Origin of the sequence: Bdellovibrio bacteriovorus, from assembly GCF_025558485.1 — a bacterium.
Taxonomy (GTDB): Bacteria; Bdellovibrionota; Bdellovibrionia; order Bdellovibrionales; family Bdellovibrionaceae; genus Bdellovibrio; species Bdellovibrio bacteriovorus_G.
Genome location: NZ_CP102930.1, coordinates 1,071,667 through 1,091,580, shown reverse-complemented (window position 1 = coordinate 1,091,580; position 19,914 = coordinate 1,071,667). Strand labels below are relative to the sequence as shown.

Here is a 19,914-nt window from a genome sequence, read left to right as displayed (position 1 = left end):
GTGAACAAATTGCGGGCCTAGTGCTTGGTGGTGGTTCTAGGTGGCCCGCTGATGCAAGACTTGAACGAACTTTAGTTCATTTTCTTTACACGAATCTTGTAGTTGTCAATTTTCTTCTTAAGAGTGTTGCGATTGATGCCCAGCATTTGCGCGGTTTTCACCTGATTGCCATTATAGGCGCGCAAAGCAAGCTCAAGAAGTGGCTTTTCTACTTGTTCCAGAACTACATTGTACAAACCATTCAACTCAACTTGTGCTTCTTTTTGTTGAGCAAACAAAACTTCAAGTTTGCTTTTTACTAACTTCTCCAAGCTTACAGATTGAAGGTTGGCGACAAAAAGATTATCGGAACTGTTTAGGTTCGGCGTCATGGAACTCCCAAAATTTCAGATGAATCGTTAAGGACTATACTCCGCGTGTTTCGGGATTCCAAATATACTTATGCAGCTGCAATTGCAACCTTGCTGATGAATTTTTCTGCAAAATTTTTTCTGCCAACCAGCGTTCAGACACTTGGCCGTATGATGGGCTGTATAAAACCACAAATTTTTCAAATAAATTATGTTGACGGCAGAATTCCTCGGACCATTCGAAATCTTTTTCTGAACAGATCACAAACTTGTACTCCGTGCTGGGAGTGGAAAAGCCGATGTTGTCCATCACGAATGAATTTGCTGCGCCACTATCCGGAGTTTTTACATCCAAAATAATTTTCACACGCGCATCAACTTCTGCAACACTTTTTGATCCGCTGGTTTCCAAAGAAACTTTGTAACCGCGATCGCAAAGAGTTTTCATCAACGTGTGCACTTCTTTTTGCAACAAAGGCTCACCACCTGTGATGCAAACATTCGGAGCTTTATGGGAATCGATTTCCGCCAGAATGTTTTCCAGCGTTTGCATCTCGCCTTCATAGTAGGAATATTTGGTGTCGCAATACGTGCAGCGCAGATTGCAGGCGGTCAGGCGCACAAAGACCGTAGGGCAGCCTACGTAGGTTGTTTCACCTTGAATACTATAGAAAATCTCATTTATTTTAAGCATTTGACTGGCTCTTTGTCCTGCACCCCGGGGCTTAAGTCAAGGAAGGCCCCAGTGTGCATGACTAACTGCTGGGAATTTCGTAAATTTTTTAAATGAACCAATTCCTTAAAAAGTTTCGACAGGACGTCATTGCAATAGGCTTTTTGGGTTTAGGGCTGTTCTTTGCTCTTTCCCTGATTAGCTACAACCCCCTTGATCCCTCCCTTAATTCCATTGGGCAAGGGCTAAAAGCTGTAAATTATTGCGGAATTGTGGGCAGCTTCCTGGCCGACATGCTTTATCAGGGTATGGGGCTGGCGGCCTGGGTCGTTGTGGCCTGTTTTGCGAAAATTGCCTATGCGGCCTTTCGTGGCGAATCCCTGAACCTTAAAAACATTCGTTTTGTATGGGCTTTTCTGTTGATCGTGAATGTAGCGGCATTGTTTTCGCTATATCTGCCAACCACCAAAATTTTCCAGGGCCAGATCTATTTAGGCGGCTTACTGGGTTTGGGTGTTTCGCAGGCGTTGATGGGTGCCTTTAATTCAGTGGGCGTGCAGGTGATCCTGTGGTCGCTGATGGCTGTGCTGGTGGTTTTTTATTCTGAAAAAACACTGCAGGAACTGGCTGAAGTTCCGCAGGGGCTGCTGGTGTCAGTGAAGAAAAAGAAAGTCATGGATAAGGTCGCTGCCTTTTTCTCTGGAATGTTTATTCAGGAAAGCAAAAAAGGGAAAGCCAAAAAATCCGACACCAAGGAATCCAAAGCCAAAAGCATCTTCCCTCTTTCTGACAAAAAGTTTGTAGAAAAAGAAGAGGAAGACGAGGACGAAGATCTGGAAGAACTTCTTGCCGCAGCAGAAGCTGAGGATGAAGAAGCGGAAGAAGAAGAGTCCGATGAGGACACGGACGACGAAGAGGAGGAGGTTCCTGCGGTTCGTCTGGCGCAAAAACGCAAAGTCGTGATGAAGGCCAAGCCCCCTCGTCGTATTGAAAACTGGGACATGCCCAAGCTGGCGCTGTTGGAAGATCCTCCGGCCTCAAGAATTAAAATCGACAAGGCTGAAATTCAGCGCAAGGCCGATTCCCTGGTTGAGAAACTAAAGAACTTTTCTATCGAAGGCACCATTCAGGATGCGAAGCCCGGTCCATTGGTGACGATGTATGAGTTTAAACCCAACGCCGACGTGAAGATTTCCAAAATCTCCGAGCTGGAAGATGATCTGTCCCTGGCGTTGTCTTCAGAATCTGTGCGCGTGGTGGGTCATATTCCGGGCACGGATGTGGTGGGTATTGAAACGGCGAACTTAAAGCGTGAAACCGTTTACTACAAAGACCTGATCGCAGAGGATCAGTTCTGGGGTGACGATCTGGCGCTGCCAATGGCCGTGGGTCGTGCGGTGGATGGTGAGCCCAAGGTTGTGGACCTGCGCAAAATGCCGCACTTGCTGATTGCCGGTACGACAGGTTCTGGTAAGTCCGTATTTGTTGGTTCTATTATTACCGGTCTTCTGTTCCGCCATTCGCCGAAAACTTTGCGTTTGGTTCTGATCGATCCGAAAATGGTCGATTTGGCGCCGTTCTCGACAGTTCCGCATCTGGTGCTTCCACACGTGACCGAGCCGAAGAAGGCTGCAACAGCACTGAAGTGGGCTGTGCGCGAAATGGAAAAACGTTATAAGTCCCTGTCCAAGTTTGGTGTGGGTAAAATCGAAGCGTTCAACGAAAAAACCGGCAACCTTTCCAAAGCTGATGTTGAAGAGCACGAAAAAATCAATCTGGAGCTGGAAGAAGGCAAGGCGAAGCTTGATCAGTACTACTATCAACCACTTCCCTACATCGTGATTGTGGTGGATGAGCTGGCGGACTTGATGATCGTGGAAAAACAAAATATCGAAGAGCCGATTCAGCGTCTGACACAAAAAGCACGCGCCTGCGGTATTCACTTGATTCTGGCGACACAATCCCCGCGCAAAGACGTGGTCACGGGCCTGATCAAAACAAACATCCCGGGCCGTGTGGCCTTGAAAGTGGCTTCCAAAATGGATTCCCGTATCATCATTGATGACTCGGGCGCAGAACGTCTGCTGCCGAACGGGGATATGTTATTCCAGGCACCAGGTGTGGGTAAACCAACTCGCCACCATGGTCCTTACTTGTCTGATGGTGAAATTGGCAATGTCGTAAAACACTGGGCGTCTCAGGCAGAACCTGAATACGATCCATTGGCGATGAAAGCACTGGATGGATTTGCCGGTGGTGATGGCGGTGAAGCTGGCGGCGGTGACAGTGGTTTTGGTGAAGAAGAGTATGATGAGCGTTATGATGAAATTCTGTCTTGGGCTTCTGAGCAGAAAGAAATCTCTGCGTCTTTAATTCAACGCAAATTCAGACTCGGTTATCCGCGTGCTGCGCGCATGATTGAAATCTTTGAAAAAGAAGGTGTTGTGGGACCTGCCAACGGCAGCAAGCCGCGTCAAGTTCTGGTGAGTAGTTACAGAGAACAATAAATAGAGTCTTGACTGCACCACCCTTGGTCGTGGTCTCATTAGGGGACCATATAACCATTCAAGGAGGAATTTATGTTCAAGGCTCTTATTGCAGCCCTAGGTTTGGCGTTCTCTGTTAATGCAGTTGCAGCTCCGTCTGTAACGGACGTTCTGGTTCAGGCACAAATGCCTGGTATTCTGGAGCAAGCACAAACAACTGGTTTGGACTGGAAAGTTGGCGACAGAGCTGACTACAGTGTGGACATGGGCTTCATCAAAGGTTCCATGATCATGTCTGTGGCTTCTATCGGCGCTGATGGCATCTGGTTGAATCAGGATGTGGATCTTGGTTTTGCTGGTAAGCAAAAAATGGAAATGTTGATCGACCAAAACACGGGCGAAACTAAAAAATTGCTGGTGAACGGTAAAGAACAACAAATTCCTAAACAAGACGTAGAAGTGATCGAAGTGAAAGAAGACCGTATCACTGTTCCAGCTGGTACTTTCGATTGCATCCATGCTCGTTTGAAAAACAAAGAAGACAACTCTGAGATCAATGCCTGGATCAATCCACAGCAAATCCCAATGTCCGGTCTTTTGAAGCAAGTGGCTCCAAGCCAGTTCGGTAACGTAACTGTTTCCTTGAAGTCTTTCCAAAAGAAATAATTCAATGAAATTGAAGTTCTTAAGAGCCGCTGTGACAGCGGCTCTTACTTTTTCCAGTCCCGCCGTTTTTGCTCAGGCCAAAGCTCCCAAGTCTGAGACCTATAAAGATATTATCGAAAAAGCCTATAATTTGAGTTTGCAGCGTGACCGTCAGCAGGCGCTTAATATTCTTTCCAGCGCAATTCAAAGAGAAACCCGTCCTCAGGCAATTGCGGAGCTGAAAAAAACCGTGAACGAGGTTTCCAATATATTCTTTAGCGACAAAGCCCAACAACTTTTTGAAACGGGCGTGTCTTTAAGAAAAACTGAATTAAATCAAGCTCTGGACAAAGTTGCAGAAGCAGCACGCATTGAGCCAGACAACTTCCCTATTGTGAATGAGCTGGCCCGGCTGATGATTGCCAAGGGTGACTGCAAAGGTGGGCTTGAGACTGTCAGAAAACAGCTTATTGTGGTTCCTTTTGATGAGGAACTTAAGCTGACTCAGGCTCAAGCTCTGGCCTGTCAGTCCAAGTGGGTGGAATACCAAAAGGTCATTGACACCGTGGCGGTGAAAAAGAGCCAGCATCAGAAATTCTGGTATGCCCTGGAAGTGCAAAAGTATCTGGATTTGAACAACCCTGCCAAAACTCAGGAATCCTTGGGGCTCCTTAAGAAGGCCGACGATAAATATCCTGAGTCTTTCTATTGGATTTGGAAGGTCAGCCAAATGCAAAAGAGCCCGAATTCCGAGGAAGCTCAGAAATACGTGATGACCTGCAAAAACATTTCAGCGAACCAGTATAGACAGTATATGATAGACCCCATGCTTTGTCGCCGTGTCACCGAGGTGGAGGGCGACTTAAAGGGGATCAATGGAACACCTGAATAAAACGATCTTGTTGGCGGTTCTGGCTTTGGCAATATCCGGTTGCGGAGTAAAGGGCCGACCTCTTCCCCCACTAAACCCGGCCCCTTTGGGTCGTGGTGAACCGACATTTAAAGACGCCACAACCACCACCCCGACAAAAAAGAAAACCACTGCAAGTGGCACAGAGGTTGTTGAACCATGAGTGGTTTTCTGCCCATTACTATCACCAAGATGTCCGGCGCAGGAAATACCTTTGCATTGATTGATGCACGCGAAGGCTCTGTGTGGCAGGGCATCGAAAGTCATTTAAAAATGACCCGTCCTCAATTTGCCAAATTGGTGTGTGATCGTGTTTTGGGTGTGGGTACGGATGGATTTCTGCTGATTGAATCCGGATCGGAAGGATTTGATTATAACTGGGACTTTTACAACAACGACGGATCAACAGCAGAGATGTGTGGAAATGCAGCTCGCTGTGCGGCTCGTTTTTGCTATGAAAATCTGGGTGGGAACAGCACGGGGGCTTTGCGCTTTAAAACTGGCGCCGGTCTGGTGGTGGCCAATGTTCTTGGCAACACGCGTATTCGGGTGCGCATGCCGGAGGCACGCTTTATACAGGAACAAATCGAACTTAAAACAAAATCCAGCTCGACAGAAACCTTCGCGCTGGTGAACACAGGCGTTCCGCATCTGGTTCAAAAAATTCACGCAATTTCAGATACGGTGGAGCTGAAAGACATGGCCCGGGAGGCTCGATCTCACCATGACTTGCAACCGTCAGGTGCCAACGTGACTTTCTATGCGGTGGAATCCGATGAAAAGAAGATCAGAGCCGTGACTTTTGAGCGTGGCGTGGAAGATTACACTCTGGCTTGTGGAACCGGGGCCGTGGCAGCTGCTTTGGTTCATGCCAAAGAAACAAAGGCTGCGCGAATTGAAGTGCAGATGCCCGGTGGCGTGATGGTTGTTAGCTTTATCGAGGGTGATTTGCATCCCTTGATGGAAGGTGATGCGGTTTTTGTGGGTGATTTTAAATATAATTTAGAGGTGGTTGGATGAAAAATTTCAAAGGAACTTTCACGGCGCTGATTACGCCATTTAAAAATGGCAAAATTGATTATGCCTCTTTGGATAAGCTGGTGAAACACCAACTGCAAAATGGTGTGGATGGTTTCGTCGTGAATGGAACCACGGCCGAAAGCCCGACTCTGACGACGCAGGAAAAGGCTGAGCTGTTTAAACACCTGCGTTCTGTTTGCGGAGATAAAATTCCTCTGATTATGGGAACAGGCTCTAACAGCACGGCTCAAACCATTGAAGACTCCCGCAAGGCAGAGGAAATGGGCGCGGATGCGATTTTGGTGGTGGTGCCTTATTACAACAAACCTCCTCAGCGCGGTTTATATGAGCACTTCAAGGCGGTGGCGACCTCGGTGAAAATTCCCACGATTCTCTATAATGTTCCAGGCCGGACGATCACCAGTCTTTCCACGGAAACAACACGGGATCTGTCCAAAGTTGCCGGCGTCATTGGTATCAAGGATGCCACTGGAAAAATAGATATTGCCAGCGAGCTGATTGCAGCCTGTGGTAAAGAGTTTGTCATGCTGTCGGGAGACGACGGCACTTACGTGGAATTTTTGGGAGTCGGCGGCCACGGGGTGATCTCGGTGGCGACACATGTGATTCCGGCGCAAATGGTGCAGTGGAAAAAATGGGTCTCTGAAGGCCAGTGGGAAAAGGCCCGTGCGGATATCGCCAAATACAATGATCTGATTAATTTGCTGTTTGTGGAAGCCAATCCGATTCCGGTAAAAAAAGCGGCTCAGCTGCTGGGGTTGATTGAATCTGCGGAACTGCGTTTGCCAATGATGGAACTGACTGAGAAGCACACAGAAACCTTGCGTGCTGAAATGAAAAAAGTGGGCCTTCTGTGAAAAAAATAAAGATAGGTCTTTTTGGTTCTACCGGACGAATGGGAAAAGAAATCGCAGCGGTGATTGAAGCCAATCCGCGCTGTGAGCTGTCTTATACCCCTTTGCGTGGCGAAAAATGGGACAGTAAAAAAGCCGCCACGTTGGACGTGTGGATTGATTTTTCGTCTCCGGAGGCTTTGAAGGATGTTCTGAAAAAAGCCTCAGAGAATAAAACGCCGGTTGTGTGCGGCACGACGGGGTTTTCAAAGAAGGAAAAGGATCTTTTAAAGAAATACAGCGGAAAGATCCCGGTTCTGTGGTCTTCCAATATGAGTTTGGGTGTTGCCGTTCTAAATGAGGCTTTAAAGTCTTTGGCGGCGATTTCGCATTTTGATTTTCAGATCGAGGAAATTCATCACAACCGCAAAAAAGACCGCCCGTCCGGAACTGCGATCACTTTGCAGGAAAATCTGGAAAAGGCGGTTGGCAAGAAATTGCCGGAGGCTTTGGCCATCCGTGGCGGCGGGGTCTTTGGTGTTCACAAGATCTTTGCCATGAGTGATGAAGAGGTTCTGACTTTTGAGCACACTGCTTTAAATCGCACTGTTTTTGCCAAAGGCTCCGTTCAGGCGGCTGAGTGGTTGGTAAAGCAAAAGCCGGGTCTGTATCAGATTCGTGACGTTTTGTTCGGAAAGAAGAAATGAATTCAACGAGACACTTAGCGCTGATTTATCTGACGCTGGATTTGGTCGGCGGGGTGGAGAAATCCAAAAGACTGTTGGAAAAAATGGCGGAATGCGGAGAGATCGCAGCGATTTCATCCGTTTATAAACGTTATCTGACGGAAGATCGACAGGATCTTAGCGCACGCATGGAATTCGTTGTACGTTTTGAAACCTCCATGTCTGTGGATCAGTGCCTGCATATGGTTTTGTCCCAGTGTGAACAGGGTGCGCCGGGCTTGCTTCAGCGCAGTCATGCGGAACTGACGCTTTTGACCTTTGATGACATGATTGTGATGTCGCCTCGTTTAACTCTTCCCTACCCACAGATGCATCAGGACCCGCTGATTATTCGCTGTGCCGCAGAGGCCTGGGGTGCTTATGAACATCCGATCTATCAAAAAAGCCTGAGTGAGATTGCCAAATCCGCACAGCCCGCCAAGCAGGCGGAGTTTTATATTCAGGGTAAAAGCCTGGTTGATTTTTAAAATCAGCCAACGTACAAATTGTAAGTATCTAAAATCACTGATTAGAACCTTGGAGTTCCCATGAAGTTTTTCATCGACACAGCTGAAATTGAAGAAATCAAACAAGCCAATCTGCGTGGTTGGGTTGATGGTGTTACCACAAATCCTTCTTTGATCGCAAAAAGCGGTAAAGACTTCCACACGGTGATCAAAGAAATCTGTAAAGAGATCTCAGGTCCGGTTTCTGCTGAAGTAATCAGCCTTCAGCACGAGGAAATGGTTCGCGAAGGCAAAGAGCTGGCGAAGCTGGCTTCTAACGTGGTTGTGAAAATTCCCATGTGCGAAGATGGCATGATTGCGGTGAAAAAATTGAAATCTGAAGGCATTAAGACCAACGTCACGTTAGTGTTTTCTCCGATGCAGGCCTTGTTGGCGGCGAAAGCCGGCGCAACGATGGTATCCCCGTTTGTGGGTCGCCTTGACGATATTGGTGTTGAGGGTATGCAAATGGTTGATCAGGTTATTCAAATGTATCGCAACTATGACTTTGACACAGAAGTCCTGGTCGCAAGTGTGCGCAGCCCGATGCATATCCAAATAGCCGCGGAAATGGGCGCTGATATCGCCACAATTCCGTTTAAAGTGATGCAGCAAATGACTCATCATCCGCTGACAGACAAAGGTATTAAGGCCTTTATGGATGATTGGAATAAGGCACAGAAAAAGTAATGAATAAGCTTTCTTTGTTATTTGTCTTTCTCATGACTGTTCTTTTGTCCAGTTGTCGCACCGGGGGCGTGATTCTGCGTGAAACGCCCCTGAATCTTAGCGAGACCCGTCGTGTGGTTATGTCAGTTATTGGTGAGCCTCGCACGGTCAGCCAAAACGGGCGTGAAATGACGTCCCGGTTCTATGATAAAAAAGGCAGCAATATCGAGAAGATGGATATGGCCAAAGAAAGATTCTACACCCATGTCACCATTCTTGGGGACCGTCGTCCCTATGATGTTCAGGTGCAGGTTCTGGTCGAAGGTCGTAACGAAGACGGCGGTTTTGACCTTCTGGATCGCGACGACGAGAGAGCCGCACCCATCGCGGAAAAGCTGCGACAGACCCTTAACCAAAGTCGCGACAGTCGTAACGTGATTGACGACTTCCGTTCCTTCTAAATACGATAAAGGCTAGTCAGAAATGACTATTCTTCTAAAGAGGTGACTGTTGCAAGGAATGCGACTGAAGCGGTTATTGATACCGCTGACCGTATTTGCTGGATGCTTATACTGGTCAAGCCCCACAGGTGGCTTGAAGTTCATTCCTATTTACGATGCTCTGGTCATTAAAGCGCAAAAAAATTCCCCACCACATATCGCGTTTGAAGAAATGCTGGAATCCGAGAGGCAACTTTCAGAATGGGCCCGCCTCGAAAAAATCAAACCACTGAATCTGGCGTCTGAAAAAACGTCGGCTCCTCTTTTTGCAAAAAAAATTGAGCTGACAGAAATGGTTATTCAAAAAACGCCGGAAAGATTTGCGGCTTCGCAATCATCCCAGCAAGGCGAAATCATCGACAGTGATCCGTCTGCATGGATGAACGATCTTTCGGTGGCTCAGGCCAAACGGTTGCAGGTGGCACAGCAAAAGAATGAAGTGCTGTCTCAGGACTGGAGCCAGCCAACATGGTCCGACATGGCTCGTGAAGTTCTGGCAAAATCCGGAATCACAGCGGGCACGGCAGCAACAAATCCGAAAGTCTATGTGGCCGGCTTGGACGCCAAGGGGCGACCGACCACCTCGGTTCCCAAAGCGGATGTTTATGTGCCGACCAAAAAGGAGTCTGCGGAGTCTGACCAAAATCTGCCATCCTATGGTTTGGTGGATGAAAAGCCGGCAGGCGTTCGCTCGATTTCAGGTCCTTTGGAAATCACCGGGGGGCTTGCGGTTACCAATGAACATCATATTGAAATCCGTCGCAGCGATGAGGGTGTCTTAAAGGAACTCGGTCGCGTGAATCTGATTCAGGGACAATATAATATTGATGTCGAGGATGTGACCGGCTCGATTGTGGCTAAACTTGTGGATAAAGAAGGCAAGACTCTGGGCGAAGGCAGCTTCCGTTTGAATCGTGTGGCTTCTGCCGGACAGAACAATTTGCAAGGGCCCAAGATTCGTATTGAACCTCACCCGGATTTTGCCGGAATCGTGACCAGCGCTTACAATCCCCGTCCTGAAGATGTAGCTCCGGCAAAAACACTTGTGACCTTTGTTAAAGGTGCTAAAGAAATTGCCCCGCGAAAAGACGGTACAGTGGCCATGGATAATGTGACCCGCGGTTCAACCACAGTGGTCCGCGCGGCAGCCCCTGCTCACATGCAAACGGCTGCAATTGTGGTTTCCGGTTCCGAATTTAAAACGTCACTTTATCCGAATACGATGATTCAGGCTTTGCAGAATATTCTGTCTCAACAAAGACAGATGTCCTTTGATGGGGCGCCGACAATTATCTGGGGTAAAGTGACTTTGGACGGAAAAAATCTGGCAGGTATCGAAGTGCAGGTGGAATCCGATCAAAGTTTGATACCGGTGTACTTCAATCAGTTCATGCTGCCCGATCCGAGTTTGCGTTCCACCAGTGAAAATGGTCTGTTCGCCTTTGTTAATGCGATGCCAGGATTCCATTCACTTTTGGCAACCCGGGCTGAAGCAATTGTGGGTTATCAGAATGTGGTGGTTGAAGAGGGCTCTGTTGCTCAGGGTGATATTGCCTCGACTATCAAAAATGAGTCTGTTCCGCTGCGGGTTTATGATGCCTTTACTGGCGAAGCTGTGACAGGGCTTGTGACCATGCAAAGTCTTTCTGATGAACTGCAAGTTACGGGTGTGGCGACAGTGACACTGCCAAATCTGAAGCGCTACGGTCTGATGCGTGTGCAGCCGGAAGGCGCTGACTATGTGGCGGCAAGATATGTTTACAATGACAGTGATGAGTTCGTGCATGCACCGGTGGTTCATTGGTCCTGGTTGAGTGCAATTAAGAATTATCTTAAAATTGATGATCTGCCTTCAGCAGGTGTGATTGTTGGCTTTGTTCCGGATGAAAACTTTGAGGTTTATCTGGCTGCGTACGACAACATCAACCCGCGCCAGATTGTGTACTTCGATATGCAAGGTCGCATTCTGCAAAATGGAAAAGGCATCGCTGGTGGCGGCTTTATCATCTACAATGTGCCAGAGGATATTCACGAGGTGGTGGTTCTGGGTGAAAGAACTCAGAAGATCTATTCACGAGTTCTTCCTGTGGACCCTAATACACTTTCTGTGCTGACCTTCCGCGAATAATCAGCGCGCGAAACTCTGTACGATTTCCTTAAAGACATTTCCGCGATCTTCAAAAGACTTAAAGGCATCCAGGCTGGTGCCTCCAGGGCTTAGCAAAACAGTGTCTGCCGGCTTTACCTGTGCCAGAATATCTTCCATCGCCTCTTGCAGGCTTGCATAAGATTTTCCGGGCAAGGTCGATTTACTTTGCGCGATCTGGCGACATTCCCCGAAAAAGACAAATTCCGTGTTTTGAAGTCCTTCCAGGGGCTTTAAATCCTGCCAAGGCAGATTCTTATCGCGTCCACCCAAAAGCAGCCATAATTTTCCCGCGCGTTGAAGTGTGTCGTGCGCGGCGGTGGCGGCAATCAGGACGCTGTCCATTGCTGTGGCTTTGCTGTCATTGATAAAACGAACGCCTTTGTAAGTTCCGACGCTTTCCAATCGATGAGCAAGCCCTTTAAAGGACTTCATGCCATCAATGGCACTTTGGGGCCAGCCCGCCTGCAAAGCCAATGATCCGGCCAGGGCCAGATTGTCCTGATTGTGCTGCCCGATCAACTCGGCCTGCTCCAGATGTAAATTCACCAGTGAAGCATCTTTACGTGAAATCACCTGCACCTGAGGGGAGGAATTCTTGTTGGAATACCCCACCAGATCACCGCCTTCGCGGTTTAGCAGCAACGCGCTTCTGGTCAAAGAAAGAATTTTCCATTTGGTTTGATAGTAGTGTTCCAGACTGTCATAGCGCTCAAGATGATTTGAAGTGAAATACGTGATGGCAGAATAGTCCAGATGCAAACCTTCACAGTTTTCCAATTGATAGCTGGACAGTTCCAGAATCACCCAGTCTGCACGCGCGCGTTTGTTTTCCAGAACATCGGCGGCGTAATCCGCAAAAGGCGTTCCCAGATTGCCGCCTACAAATCCTGTCTTGGAAAATGCGGCCAGTCCCGCACCCAAAATTGAAACGGTGGTGCTTTTTCCGACAGAGCCGGTAACACCAATCAGTTTTTCATTCCCAAGTGTGGCACAGGCCAGGGAAATTTCGCTGGTGATGGTCACGCCGTTTCTTTGTGCTTCCTGAATCCAGGGTGATGCCAGTGGAACGCCCGGAGATACCACCAGAGTGCGGGGGCCGGCTTGTGTCATCAGAGCCTGAGGGTCTCGAAAGTGAGCCGATTCCAATTTTCCGTCGAAAGTAAGAACAGATTCTGGTGCATAACCAGCCAGCAGCAACAGGCGTCGAGCGGCTTCACCGCTTTTACCCATGCCGACAATTGCAATTGGAGTCTTCAGGTTCTTGATAAATTCTTTCATCTGCACGATCATAGATCGTGGGAGGCAGCTTTGCCCACTTTTTTTTCAAGACCCTTTCCTGATTTTAAAACTGCATCGCACACCGCGATCATCAGTGATTTGCATTTGTGCGAGGCAGAGCCGGTCAACCTGCGCTTTCCTCTGTGGAAGAAGTTCAAAACGCGACAATTCTTCTTTGATGATGTTTTTGAATCGTTCTTAAAACATTGTGAAGAAAGAGCTCAGGGCGCTCCGGTGGAGCTGGTGCTAAATGGGGATATTTTCGACTTTGACAGTGTGTTAAAGCTGCCTGATGAACCCGTGTTCCACATGAGCTGGCTTGAAAAGCATCGGGGACTTTTCCCGATCGAAGAGCGGTCTCGTTACAAAATTGAAGTTATTCTGCAAGATCATGCCGAGTGGGTGCGTGCTCTGCGGGAATTTATTCTGCGCGGAAACCGGGCGGTCTTTGTAATTGGCAATCACGATCTGGAACTTCATTTTACTGAGGTACAGACAGAAATCTATAAACATCTTGCCTTGCCGGATGACAAGCAGATGCAGGTGCGTTTTGTTGAGTGGTTCTATATCAGCAATCAGGACACGTTGATTGAACACGGAAATCAGTACGATCCTTATTGTATGTGCGAAGACCCGATCAATCCCTATGTGCGCGGTTACAACTTTGTTTCATTAAAGCTTCCATTTGGAAACCTGGCGTGTCGCTATCTGATGAATGGCATGGGATTCTTTAATCCCCATGTGGATAGTAATTATATCATGTCCATTCCGGAATATATTCGCTTCTTCCTGAAGTACATGCTGCGTGCGCAACCGGGACTTGTTCTGACGTGGTTCTGGGGATCTGTGGTGACTTTACTGCATTCCTTTTTTGACCGCTTGGCGGCACCTATCCGCAATCCGTTGAAGATCGAAGATCGGGTGGCTTTGATCGCAGAGAAAGCCAACGCAGAACCACGCATGGTGCGTGAATTGAAAGAACTTTTTGTGGCACCGGCCGCCAGCAATCCGTTCTTGCTGGCACGAGAGCTGTGGTTGGACCGCGCATTTATTATCTTTGTCGCCTTTTATCTGATCTTCCAGTTGATGGTGGTGGTGCGTTCGATCTATGAAATTTCGTTCTTTTGGGCGTTCATTCCGCTATTCATGTTACTGCCGTTTTTCCTGTTCTACAGTAAGTCGGTGACGTCCCTGGTTTCTGGATACAAAGAACCCGATGATCGTGTGCTGGCGATGACCAGTGCCATCACCAAGGTGAATCGCATAGTTTATGGGCACACTCATCATACCCGACATGAAATTATTGGATCAGTGGAACACTTAAACAGTGGCTGTTGGTCCCCGGCATTTTTGGATGTGGAATGCACAAAGCCACTGGATCAAAAAACCTTTGTGTGGATAGCCCCGAGCGAAAGCGGATCAAGACAGGCAGAGCTTTTCAAGTTTGTTGATGGGAAGTCAGAGCTCTTATTGAACCCGGGCCGCTCTATAAATTAGTGCGGCGCAAGAAGATTTCATATTGTCAATCCCAGGACCCTATGCAAACCTTTTATTGTTCGTTTAACATGGATGGAGAGGTATATCATGGCAGAAGTACTTGTAGTTACAAGCAAAGTTAAAAAACTTATCAAAGAAAAAGGTCAAATGAACACATCTGCTGAGACTATCGACGTACTCAGTAAAGCAATTGAGCAACTTTGCTTGAAAGGTGTTGAGAGCGCAAAAGCTGACGGTCGTAAGACTGTTATGGCTCGTGACATCGTTATTGACCACCTATAATTCGGTCAAAAGCCTTTACGAGGCACTTGTAAAACCCACGGCCTATAACCGTGGGTTTTTTTACGCTAGAGCATCTTTTGCAGGTCTTCCCATGAGATGATCTTTACACCCAGGGTTTGCGCCTTATCGACTTTTGAGCCCGGATCGTCACCCACCACCAGATAATTCAGCTTGGAAGAAACAGAGCCTAGAATTTTACCGCCGTTTTTTTCGATCAAATCTTTGGCGTCATCTCTTTTTACCGGCAATGTTCCGGTGATCAGGAAACTCATTCCGGACAAGGCCCCTTCCTGCGAACGCAGAGGTTCGGCGATCTTCACACCCAGCTGAAGCATCTGGTGAATATCATCGACCAGACGTTCATTGGAAGTCCAATCGCGAATGGATTTTGCCACTTTGGGTCCGATTTCAGGAACCAGCAGCAGTTCTTCTTCACTGGCCTGCAGGAATCTTTCAATGGTCAGGAAATGATCGGCCAGATGCTTGCCAGTCTGTTCACCCACGAAACGAATCCCCAAAGCAAAGATGAATCTTGCCAGCGTTGGATGCTTGCTGTTTTCAATGGAATTAATAATATTTTCGGCGGACTTATCGCCCTGACGATCCAAAGACAGAACACTTTCCCTGGTCAGACGATAGAAATCGGAAAAACTGGAAAGAAGTTTATTATCCACCAGAGTTTCAATCAGACGATCGCCGACTTTGTCGATATTCATCGCACGTCGAGCCACGAAATGCTTCAGTGATTCTTTAACCATGGCAATGCAAAGCGGATTCACACAGCGGGTGACGACTTCACCTTCCGCTTTCACTGCCTTTGAATCACAGACGGGGCAGTTTTCCGGAATGACATAAGGCTTGCTGTCTTTGGGGCGCTTTTCTTTGACGACTTCGACAACTTCAGGAATCACATCGCCAGCACGCTGAATAATGACTGTGTCACCAATATGAATGTCCTTGCGATTGATTTCGTCCTGATTGTGTAACGTGGCGTTGGTGACAGTGACACCGCCCACTTTTACAGGCTTCATAATAGCCACAGGGGTGAGTGCTCCGGTGCGGCCTACCTGAACGACGATGTTTTCAATAATGGTCTGGGCTTGTTCCGGTTTAAACTTCGCGGCGGTGGCCCAGCGAGGACTGCGGGCAACAAGTCCCAGATCATCCTGCAACCTTAGGGAATTGACCTTGATGACGACGCCGTCGATATCAAATGGCAGGCTGGGACGAATCTTTTCAATGTGGTGATAGTATTCCACCACTTCTTCAGGCCCCCTCGCCACACGCAAGAGATCCTCTTTGTATTTCAAAGCCGTGGGAATGCCGTGTTCTGCAAAATATTCCTGAATGTTCTTTTGCGTTTCAAAGGTCACCCCTTCAACCGCCCCCAGAGCATATCCAAAGAAACGTAAAGGCCGCGAGGCTGCGATTTTGGAATCCAGTTGGCGAACAGTTCCCGCCGCTGCATTACGGGGATTGGCGAAAGTTTGTTGACCGTTTTCCTGTTGAGTTTCATTAAGTTTGGCGAAGTCCTGTTTAAACATCAGAACTTCCCCACGCACTTCAAAAAGTTTCGGCGGCTTTTTATGGCTTAGTTTTAATGGAATACTTTTAATGGTTTTAATGTTCTGGGTGACATCTTCTCCGACAGAACCATCCCCGCGTGTAATGGCTTTAACGAACCGACCGTTTTCATAGATTAGTTCCATGGAAAGCCCGTCGAACTTCAGCTCACACAAATATTCAATATGTTCTTCGGTGTTAAGAAACTTCTTAATGCGTTCATCAAAGTCGAAGATGTCCTCGGGGGAATAGCTATTGGCCAAAGAAAGCATTGGCAGGCGATGAGGGGCTTTTTCAAAGCCCTCCAGAATGCTTCCGCCCACTCGCAGAGATGGCGAGTCGGTAAGGTCCAGACCTTTTCCGGTTTTCTCCAGCTCCAGCAGCTCTGCAAAGAGCTTGTCGTATTCAAAATCCGTAATGGTGGGCTTATCCAGAACATGATAGCTATGGTCGTGTTCGGAGATGATTTTTTTAAGCTCTTCGTGGCGTTTCTTGGACATGAATCATTTGTACCATGATTGAAGGTCCAGTCACTAAGAAATTGCACCCGACAAGAGTGACGGGAACGGCGGTTTAAGATAGCGTTGTATGTGCTTTCTCAAGGAGTTTTCCAAATGATCGATAAAAAAACCATTGAGCATATCGCAAAGCTTGCCCGCCTGCATGTGACGGAAGATGAGGCTCAGGAATACAGCACCCAGCTGGCCAAAGCTTTGGGACATTTCGAAAAGATTTCCAAAGTAAATACAGACGGTGTTGAGCCCATGATTACACCGACAGAAATAGAGGCCTACTGGCGTGAGGATGTTGTGAAGCAGGATTTCTCTGCCGAAGAAATGACCAGCAATGCTCCCGCCAAAGCCGGAAATCTTTTTCAGGTTCCACCAGTGGTTTAAGGAATTTTATGGATTTAACATTTGCCACAATTTGTGAAATTGCCGAGGCCGTAAAAACCAAAAAAATCAGCGCCAAAGAGGTCGTTGTCCATTTCCAAAAGCGCATTGAATCCTTGGATGGAAAGCTTAATGCCTTTACATCGCGCAATGAAAACGCAGTCAAGGATGCTGAAATGCTGGATGCCCGCATTGCCAGGGGCGAGGATGTTGGGGCTTTGGCCGGAGTGCCCTTTGGGATTAAAGAAATGTTCTGCACCAAAGGTCAAAAGACAACTGCGGGCTCTAAGATTCTTGAAAACTTTGTGCCGCCCTATGATGCAACGGCCGTGGCACGCTTAAAAAATGCCGGGGTTGTCGTTTTGGGAAAATTGAATCAGGACGAATTTGCGATGGGTTCTTCCAATGAAACGTCGTTTCATGGTGCTGTCCGAAACCCTTGGGATCTGGACAGAGTGCCGGGCGGGTCATCTGGTGGATCGGCGGCGGCCCAGTCTGCGCGCCTGGTGGTGGGCACATTGGGAACAGACACAGGCGGTTCGATTCGTCAGCCAGCCAGCTTTTGTGGAATTGTCGGTGTAAAACCCACCTATGGACGAGTCAGTCGCTATGGAATGGTTGCGTATGCGTCTTCGTTGGATCAGGCGGGGCCGATGGTAAGTTCAGTGAAAGATGCCGCCCTGACTTTAGAGGTGATTTCCGGTTTTGATCCTCAGGACGGAACGACCTCCCGTAAACAAGTTCCGCAGTGGAGCCAGAATTTAAATTCCAATATGAAAGGTCTGAAAGTTGGTTTGGTTAAGGAATACCTGACTGCGGAAGGACTTGATTCTGATGTGCAAAAGACTGTGGAAAACGCAGTGAATGAATTAAAAAAAATGGGTGCTGAAATTGTCGAGGTGTCCGTGCCTCTGACGGAATACGCTGTGCCGGTTTATTATCTGGTTGCTGCCAGTGAGGCCTCTTCCAATCTTTCCCGCTATGACGGTGTTAAGTACGGCTTCAGAGCCGAGTTTAAAAATTTGTCTGCGGTGGATCTGGCCGAATTTTACAGCCAAACACGGGGTCAGGGTTTCGGAGCGGAGGTCAAACGCCGGATTATGCTGGGAACATACTGTCTTTCCAGCGGGTACTATGATGCTTACTACACTAAAGCCGGTCAGGTGCGCCGCTTGATTATGGAAGAATATCTTGCGGCCTTCAGGCAGTGTGATGTGATCTTAAGTCCGGTGACGACGGCTCCCGCGTTTAAGATTGGCGAACGCATTTCAGATCCGTTAACGATGTACTTGAATGATATCTTTACCACTTCGACAAATTTAGCGGGGCTTCCCGGCATGAGTGTGCCGTTTGGAATGTCCAAAGACGGTTTGCCGATTGGTGTGCAATTGACGGCAGCACATTTTGAAGAACAAAAAATGCTGAACGTGGCTTCGGCGCTGGAAAGCGTGTCCACGGTGAAAGGGAAGCATCCCCATGTCGTATAGAGGTTATGAAGCCGTTATCGGCATAGAGATCCACGTCCAGCTTAGCACAAAAACAAAAATGTTCTGTGCGGATTCCACATCCTTCGATGCAGGCGATAATGAAAACACCTCTCCGGTCAGTGTGGGAATGCCGGGAACTTTGCCTGTGGTTAATTCCAAGGCGATTGAATATTCCATCAAGACCGGATTGGCATTGGGCTGTGACATTAGAAAAAAATCTATCTTTGCCCGTAAGAATTATTTCTATCCCGATCTGCCCAAGGGTTATCAGATATCCCAGTATGACCAGCCTATTTGCGAAAACGGTTCGGTGACATTTACGGTGGATGGAAAGGAAAAAACAGTTTCCATCACCAGAGCCCACATGGAAGAGGACGCGGGAAAGTCCACGCATTTTGGGGAATACACTCTGATTAACTACAACCGCTCGGGTATTCCATTACTGGAGGTGGTGTCCGGTCCCGACATCAGATCCCCGGCAGAGGCCGCAGAATACGCACGAACCATCCGCCAGATCGTGCGTTATCTGGATGTGTGTGACGGAAACCTGGAAGAGGGTTCCTTGCGTTGTGACTGCAACGTTTCAGTTCGTAAGCTGGGTGATCCTCAGTTTGGAACACGTGTGGAGATTAAGAACATCAATTCTTTCCGCTTTGTCGAAAAAGCCATTGAATATGAAATTGAGCGACAGATTGATGAGGTCGAGCGCGGCGGGAAAATCATTCAGGAAACCCGCCTGTGGGACCCGGATAAAAACCGCACGTTTTCCATGCGCAGTAAAGAAGATGCGCAGGATTACCGTTACTTTGCCGACCCGGATCTGCTGCCGATCATTGTGACTGACAGTATGATTGAAAAATTCCGTCAGGAACTGCCGGAGCTCCCAATTGCCCGGGCTAAAAGATTTGAAACCGAGCATGCTCTTCCGGCCTATGATGCCTCTGTTCTGACCATTGAAAAAGATGTGGCGGATTATTATGAGGAAACTGCGAAAGGTGCGGGAAATTTCAAGGCATCATCGAACTGGATTATGACCGAATTGATGCGCGAATTAAACAGTGCTGGAAAAAATATCAAGGACTCCCCGATTAAGCCCGAACAACTGGGGCGCATGATTGCGCTGATTGATAAGGGAAGCATTTCCGGAAAGATTGCCAAAACCGTTTTTCAGGGAATGTGGGATTCAGGAAAAGATCCTGAGGTGATCATCAAGGAAAAGGGTCTGGTGCAGATTTCAGACGCGGCTGCCATTGAAAAGATTGTCGATGACGTTCTTGCCGCCAATGCGCAGGTGGTCGATGATCACAGATCCGGCAGGAAAAAGAATCTCTTTGGTTTCTTTGTTGGTGCAGTGATGAAAGCCTCCAAAGGGCAGGCGAATCCGGATATGGTAAATAAGATTTTGCAGGAAAAGCTTAAGTAAAGTT

At 47.9% G+C, this 19,914-nt stretch carries 20 protein-coding genes; 16 read left to right on the top strand and 4 right to left on the bottom strand.

Annotated elements, in window-relative coordinates; all coding sequences use genetic code 11:
- Positions 1-71: 71 nt before the first annotated feature.
- Together EZJ49_RS05505 and EZJ49_RS05500 are read right to left on the bottom strand one after the other, a co-directional pair.
- Positions 72-371, bottom strand: coding sequence for a helix-turn-helix domain-containing protein (locus EZJ49_RS05505; RefSeq protein ID WP_011162662.1), 300 nt, complete (start codon positions 369-371; stop codon positions 72-74).
- Positions 372-405: 34 nt separating this feature from the next.
- Positions 406-1,044: a radical SAM protein gene (locus EZJ49_RS05500; RefSeq protein ID WP_262555062.1), complete on the bottom strand. Its 639-nt coding sequence runs from the start codon at positions 1,042-1,044 to the stop codon at positions 406-408.
- A 92-nt stretch (positions 1,045-1,136) separates the two neighbouring features.
- Between EZJ49_RS05500 and EZJ49_RS05495 the strand changes: the two genes are divergently transcribed.
- From EZJ49_RS05495 to EZJ49_RS05445, 11 genes are all read left to right on the top strand, one after another.
- On the top strand, positions 1,137-3,530 hold the full coding sequence (locus EZJ49_RS05495; protein WP_262555060.1) for a DNA translocase FtsK: 2,394 nt from the start codon (positions 1,137-1,139) through the stop codon (positions 3,528-3,530).
- A 72-nt stretch (positions 3,531-3,602) separates the two neighbouring features.
- Positions 3,603-4,175, top strand: a complete 573-nt coding sequence (locus EZJ49_RS05490; protein WP_262555058.1) for a hypothetical protein — start codon at positions 3,603-3,605, stop codon at positions 4,173-4,175.
- 4 nt (positions 4,176-4,179) lie between these two features.
- The gene (locus EZJ49_RS05485) at positions 4,180-5,046 is read left to right on the top strand and encodes a tetratricopeptide repeat protein (RefSeq protein WP_262555056.1); all 867 of its coding nucleotides are present in this window, start codon (positions 4,180-4,182) and stop codon (positions 5,044-5,046) included.
- On the top strand, positions 5,030-5,227 hold the full coding sequence (locus EZJ49_RS05480; RefSeq protein ID WP_262555054.1) for a hypothetical protein: 198 nt from the start codon (positions 5,030-5,032) through the stop codon (positions 5,225-5,227). Before EZJ49_RS05485 ends, EZJ49_RS05480 begins: the two co-directional genes overlap by 17 nt.
- The gene (dapF, locus tag EZJ49_RS05475) at positions 5,224-6,084 is read left to right on the top strand and encodes a diaminopimelate epimerase (RefSeq protein ID WP_262555052.1); all 861 of its coding nucleotides are present in this window, start codon (positions 5,224-5,226) and stop codon (positions 6,082-6,084) included. Before EZJ49_RS05480 ends, dapF begins: the two co-directional genes overlap by 4 nt.
- On the top strand, positions 6,081-6,962 hold the full coding sequence (gene dapA / locus EZJ49_RS05470) for a 4-hydroxy-tetrahydrodipicolinate synthase (RefSeq protein ID WP_262555050.1): 882 nt from the start codon (positions 6,081-6,083) through the stop codon (positions 6,960-6,962). The genes dapF and dapA overlap by 4 nt, the downstream gene beginning before the upstream one ends.
- Positions 6,959-7,645: a 4-hydroxy-tetrahydrodipicolinate reductase gene (locus EZJ49_RS05465; RefSeq protein ID WP_262555048.1), complete on the top strand. Its 687-nt coding sequence runs from the start codon at positions 6,959-6,961 to the stop codon at positions 7,643-7,645. The genes dapA and EZJ49_RS05465 overlap by 4 nt, the downstream gene beginning before the upstream one ends.
- Positions 7,642-8,151 (top strand): 2-amino-4-hydroxy-6-hydroxymethyldihydropteridine diphosphokinase, encoded by a 510-nt coding sequence (locus EZJ49_RS05460; RefSeq protein ID WP_262555047.1) that lies wholly within the window; start codon positions 7,642-7,644, stop codon positions 8,149-8,151. Before EZJ49_RS05465 ends, EZJ49_RS05460 begins: the two co-directional genes overlap by 4 nt.
- A 60-nt stretch (positions 8,152-8,211) precedes the next feature.
- Positions 8,212-8,859, top strand: a complete 648-nt coding sequence (gene fsa, locus EZJ49_RS05455) for a fructose-6-phosphate aldolase (RefSeq protein WP_262555045.1) — start codon at positions 8,212-8,214, stop codon at positions 8,857-8,859.
- Positions 8,859-9,299, top strand: a complete 441-nt coding sequence (locus tag EZJ49_RS05450) for a hypothetical protein (RefSeq protein WP_262555043.1) — start codon at positions 8,859-8,861, stop codon at positions 9,297-9,299. The genes fsa and EZJ49_RS05450 overlap by 1 nt, the downstream gene beginning before the upstream one ends.
- 133 nt (positions 9,300-9,432) lie before the next feature.
- A complete protein-coding gene (locus tag EZJ49_RS05445) occupies positions 9,433-11,466 on the top strand; it encodes a hypothetical protein (protein ID WP_262555041.1) in 2,034 nt (677 codons plus the stop codon).
- Here EZJ49_RS05445 and murD read toward each other — a convergent pair whose 3' ends face one another.
- On the bottom strand, positions 11,467-12,765 hold the full coding sequence (gene murD / locus EZJ49_RS05440) for a UDP-N-acetylmuramoyl-L-alanine--D-glutamate ligase (protein WP_262555040.1): 1,299 nt from the start codon (positions 12,763-12,765) through the stop codon (positions 11,467-11,469).
- Between the two features lie 30 nt (positions 12,766-12,795).
- Here murD and EZJ49_RS05435 point away from each other — a divergent pair, with 30 nt between their 5' ends.
- Positions 12,796-14,262, top strand: a complete 1,467-nt coding sequence (locus EZJ49_RS05435; protein ID WP_262555038.1) for a metallophosphoesterase — start codon at positions 12,796-12,798, stop codon at positions 14,260-14,262.
- An 87-nt stretch (positions 14,263-14,349) separates the two neighbouring features.
- On the top strand, positions 14,350-14,544 hold the full coding sequence (locus EZJ49_RS05430; RefSeq protein WP_011162677.1) for a histone-like protein: 195 nt from the start codon (positions 14,350-14,352) through the stop codon (positions 14,542-14,544).
- Positions 14,545-14,609: 65 nt separating this feature from the next.
- Here the strand turns inward: EZJ49_RS05430 and ligA are convergent, their stop codons facing one another.
- Positions 14,610-16,607: an NAD-dependent DNA ligase LigA gene (ligA, locus tag EZJ49_RS05425; protein WP_262555035.1), complete on the bottom strand. Its 1,998-nt coding sequence runs from the start codon at positions 16,605-16,607 to the stop codon at positions 14,610-14,612.
- Between the two features lie 114 nt (positions 16,608-16,721).
- Here ligA and gatC point away from each other — a divergent pair, with 114 nt between their 5' ends.
- From gatC to gatB, 3 genes are read left to right on the top strand one after another with little or no spacing between them, the layout of a single operon-like run.
- Positions 16,722-17,003 carry an Asp-tRNA(Asn)/Glu-tRNA(Gln) amidotransferase subunit GatC gene (gene gatC, locus EZJ49_RS05420; protein WP_262555033.1) on the top strand — a complete coding sequence of 94 codons (282 nt, stop codon included), beginning with the start codon at positions 16,722-16,724 and terminating at the stop codon, positions 17,001-17,003.
- A gap of 8 nt (positions 17,004-17,011) precedes the next feature.
- Positions 17,012-18,487, top strand: coding sequence for an Asp-tRNA(Asn)/Glu-tRNA(Gln) amidotransferase subunit GatA (gatA, locus tag EZJ49_RS05415; RefSeq protein ID WP_262555030.1), 1,476 nt, complete (start codon positions 17,012-17,014; stop codon positions 18,485-18,487).
- Positions 18,477-19,910, top strand: a complete 1,434-nt coding sequence (gatB, locus tag EZJ49_RS05410; RefSeq protein ID WP_262555028.1) for an Asp-tRNA(Asn)/Glu-tRNA(Gln) amidotransferase subunit GatB — start codon at positions 18,477-18,479, stop codon at positions 19,908-19,910. Before gatA ends, gatB begins: the two co-directional genes overlap by 11 nt.
- Positions 19,911-19,914: the final 4 nt, after the last annotated feature.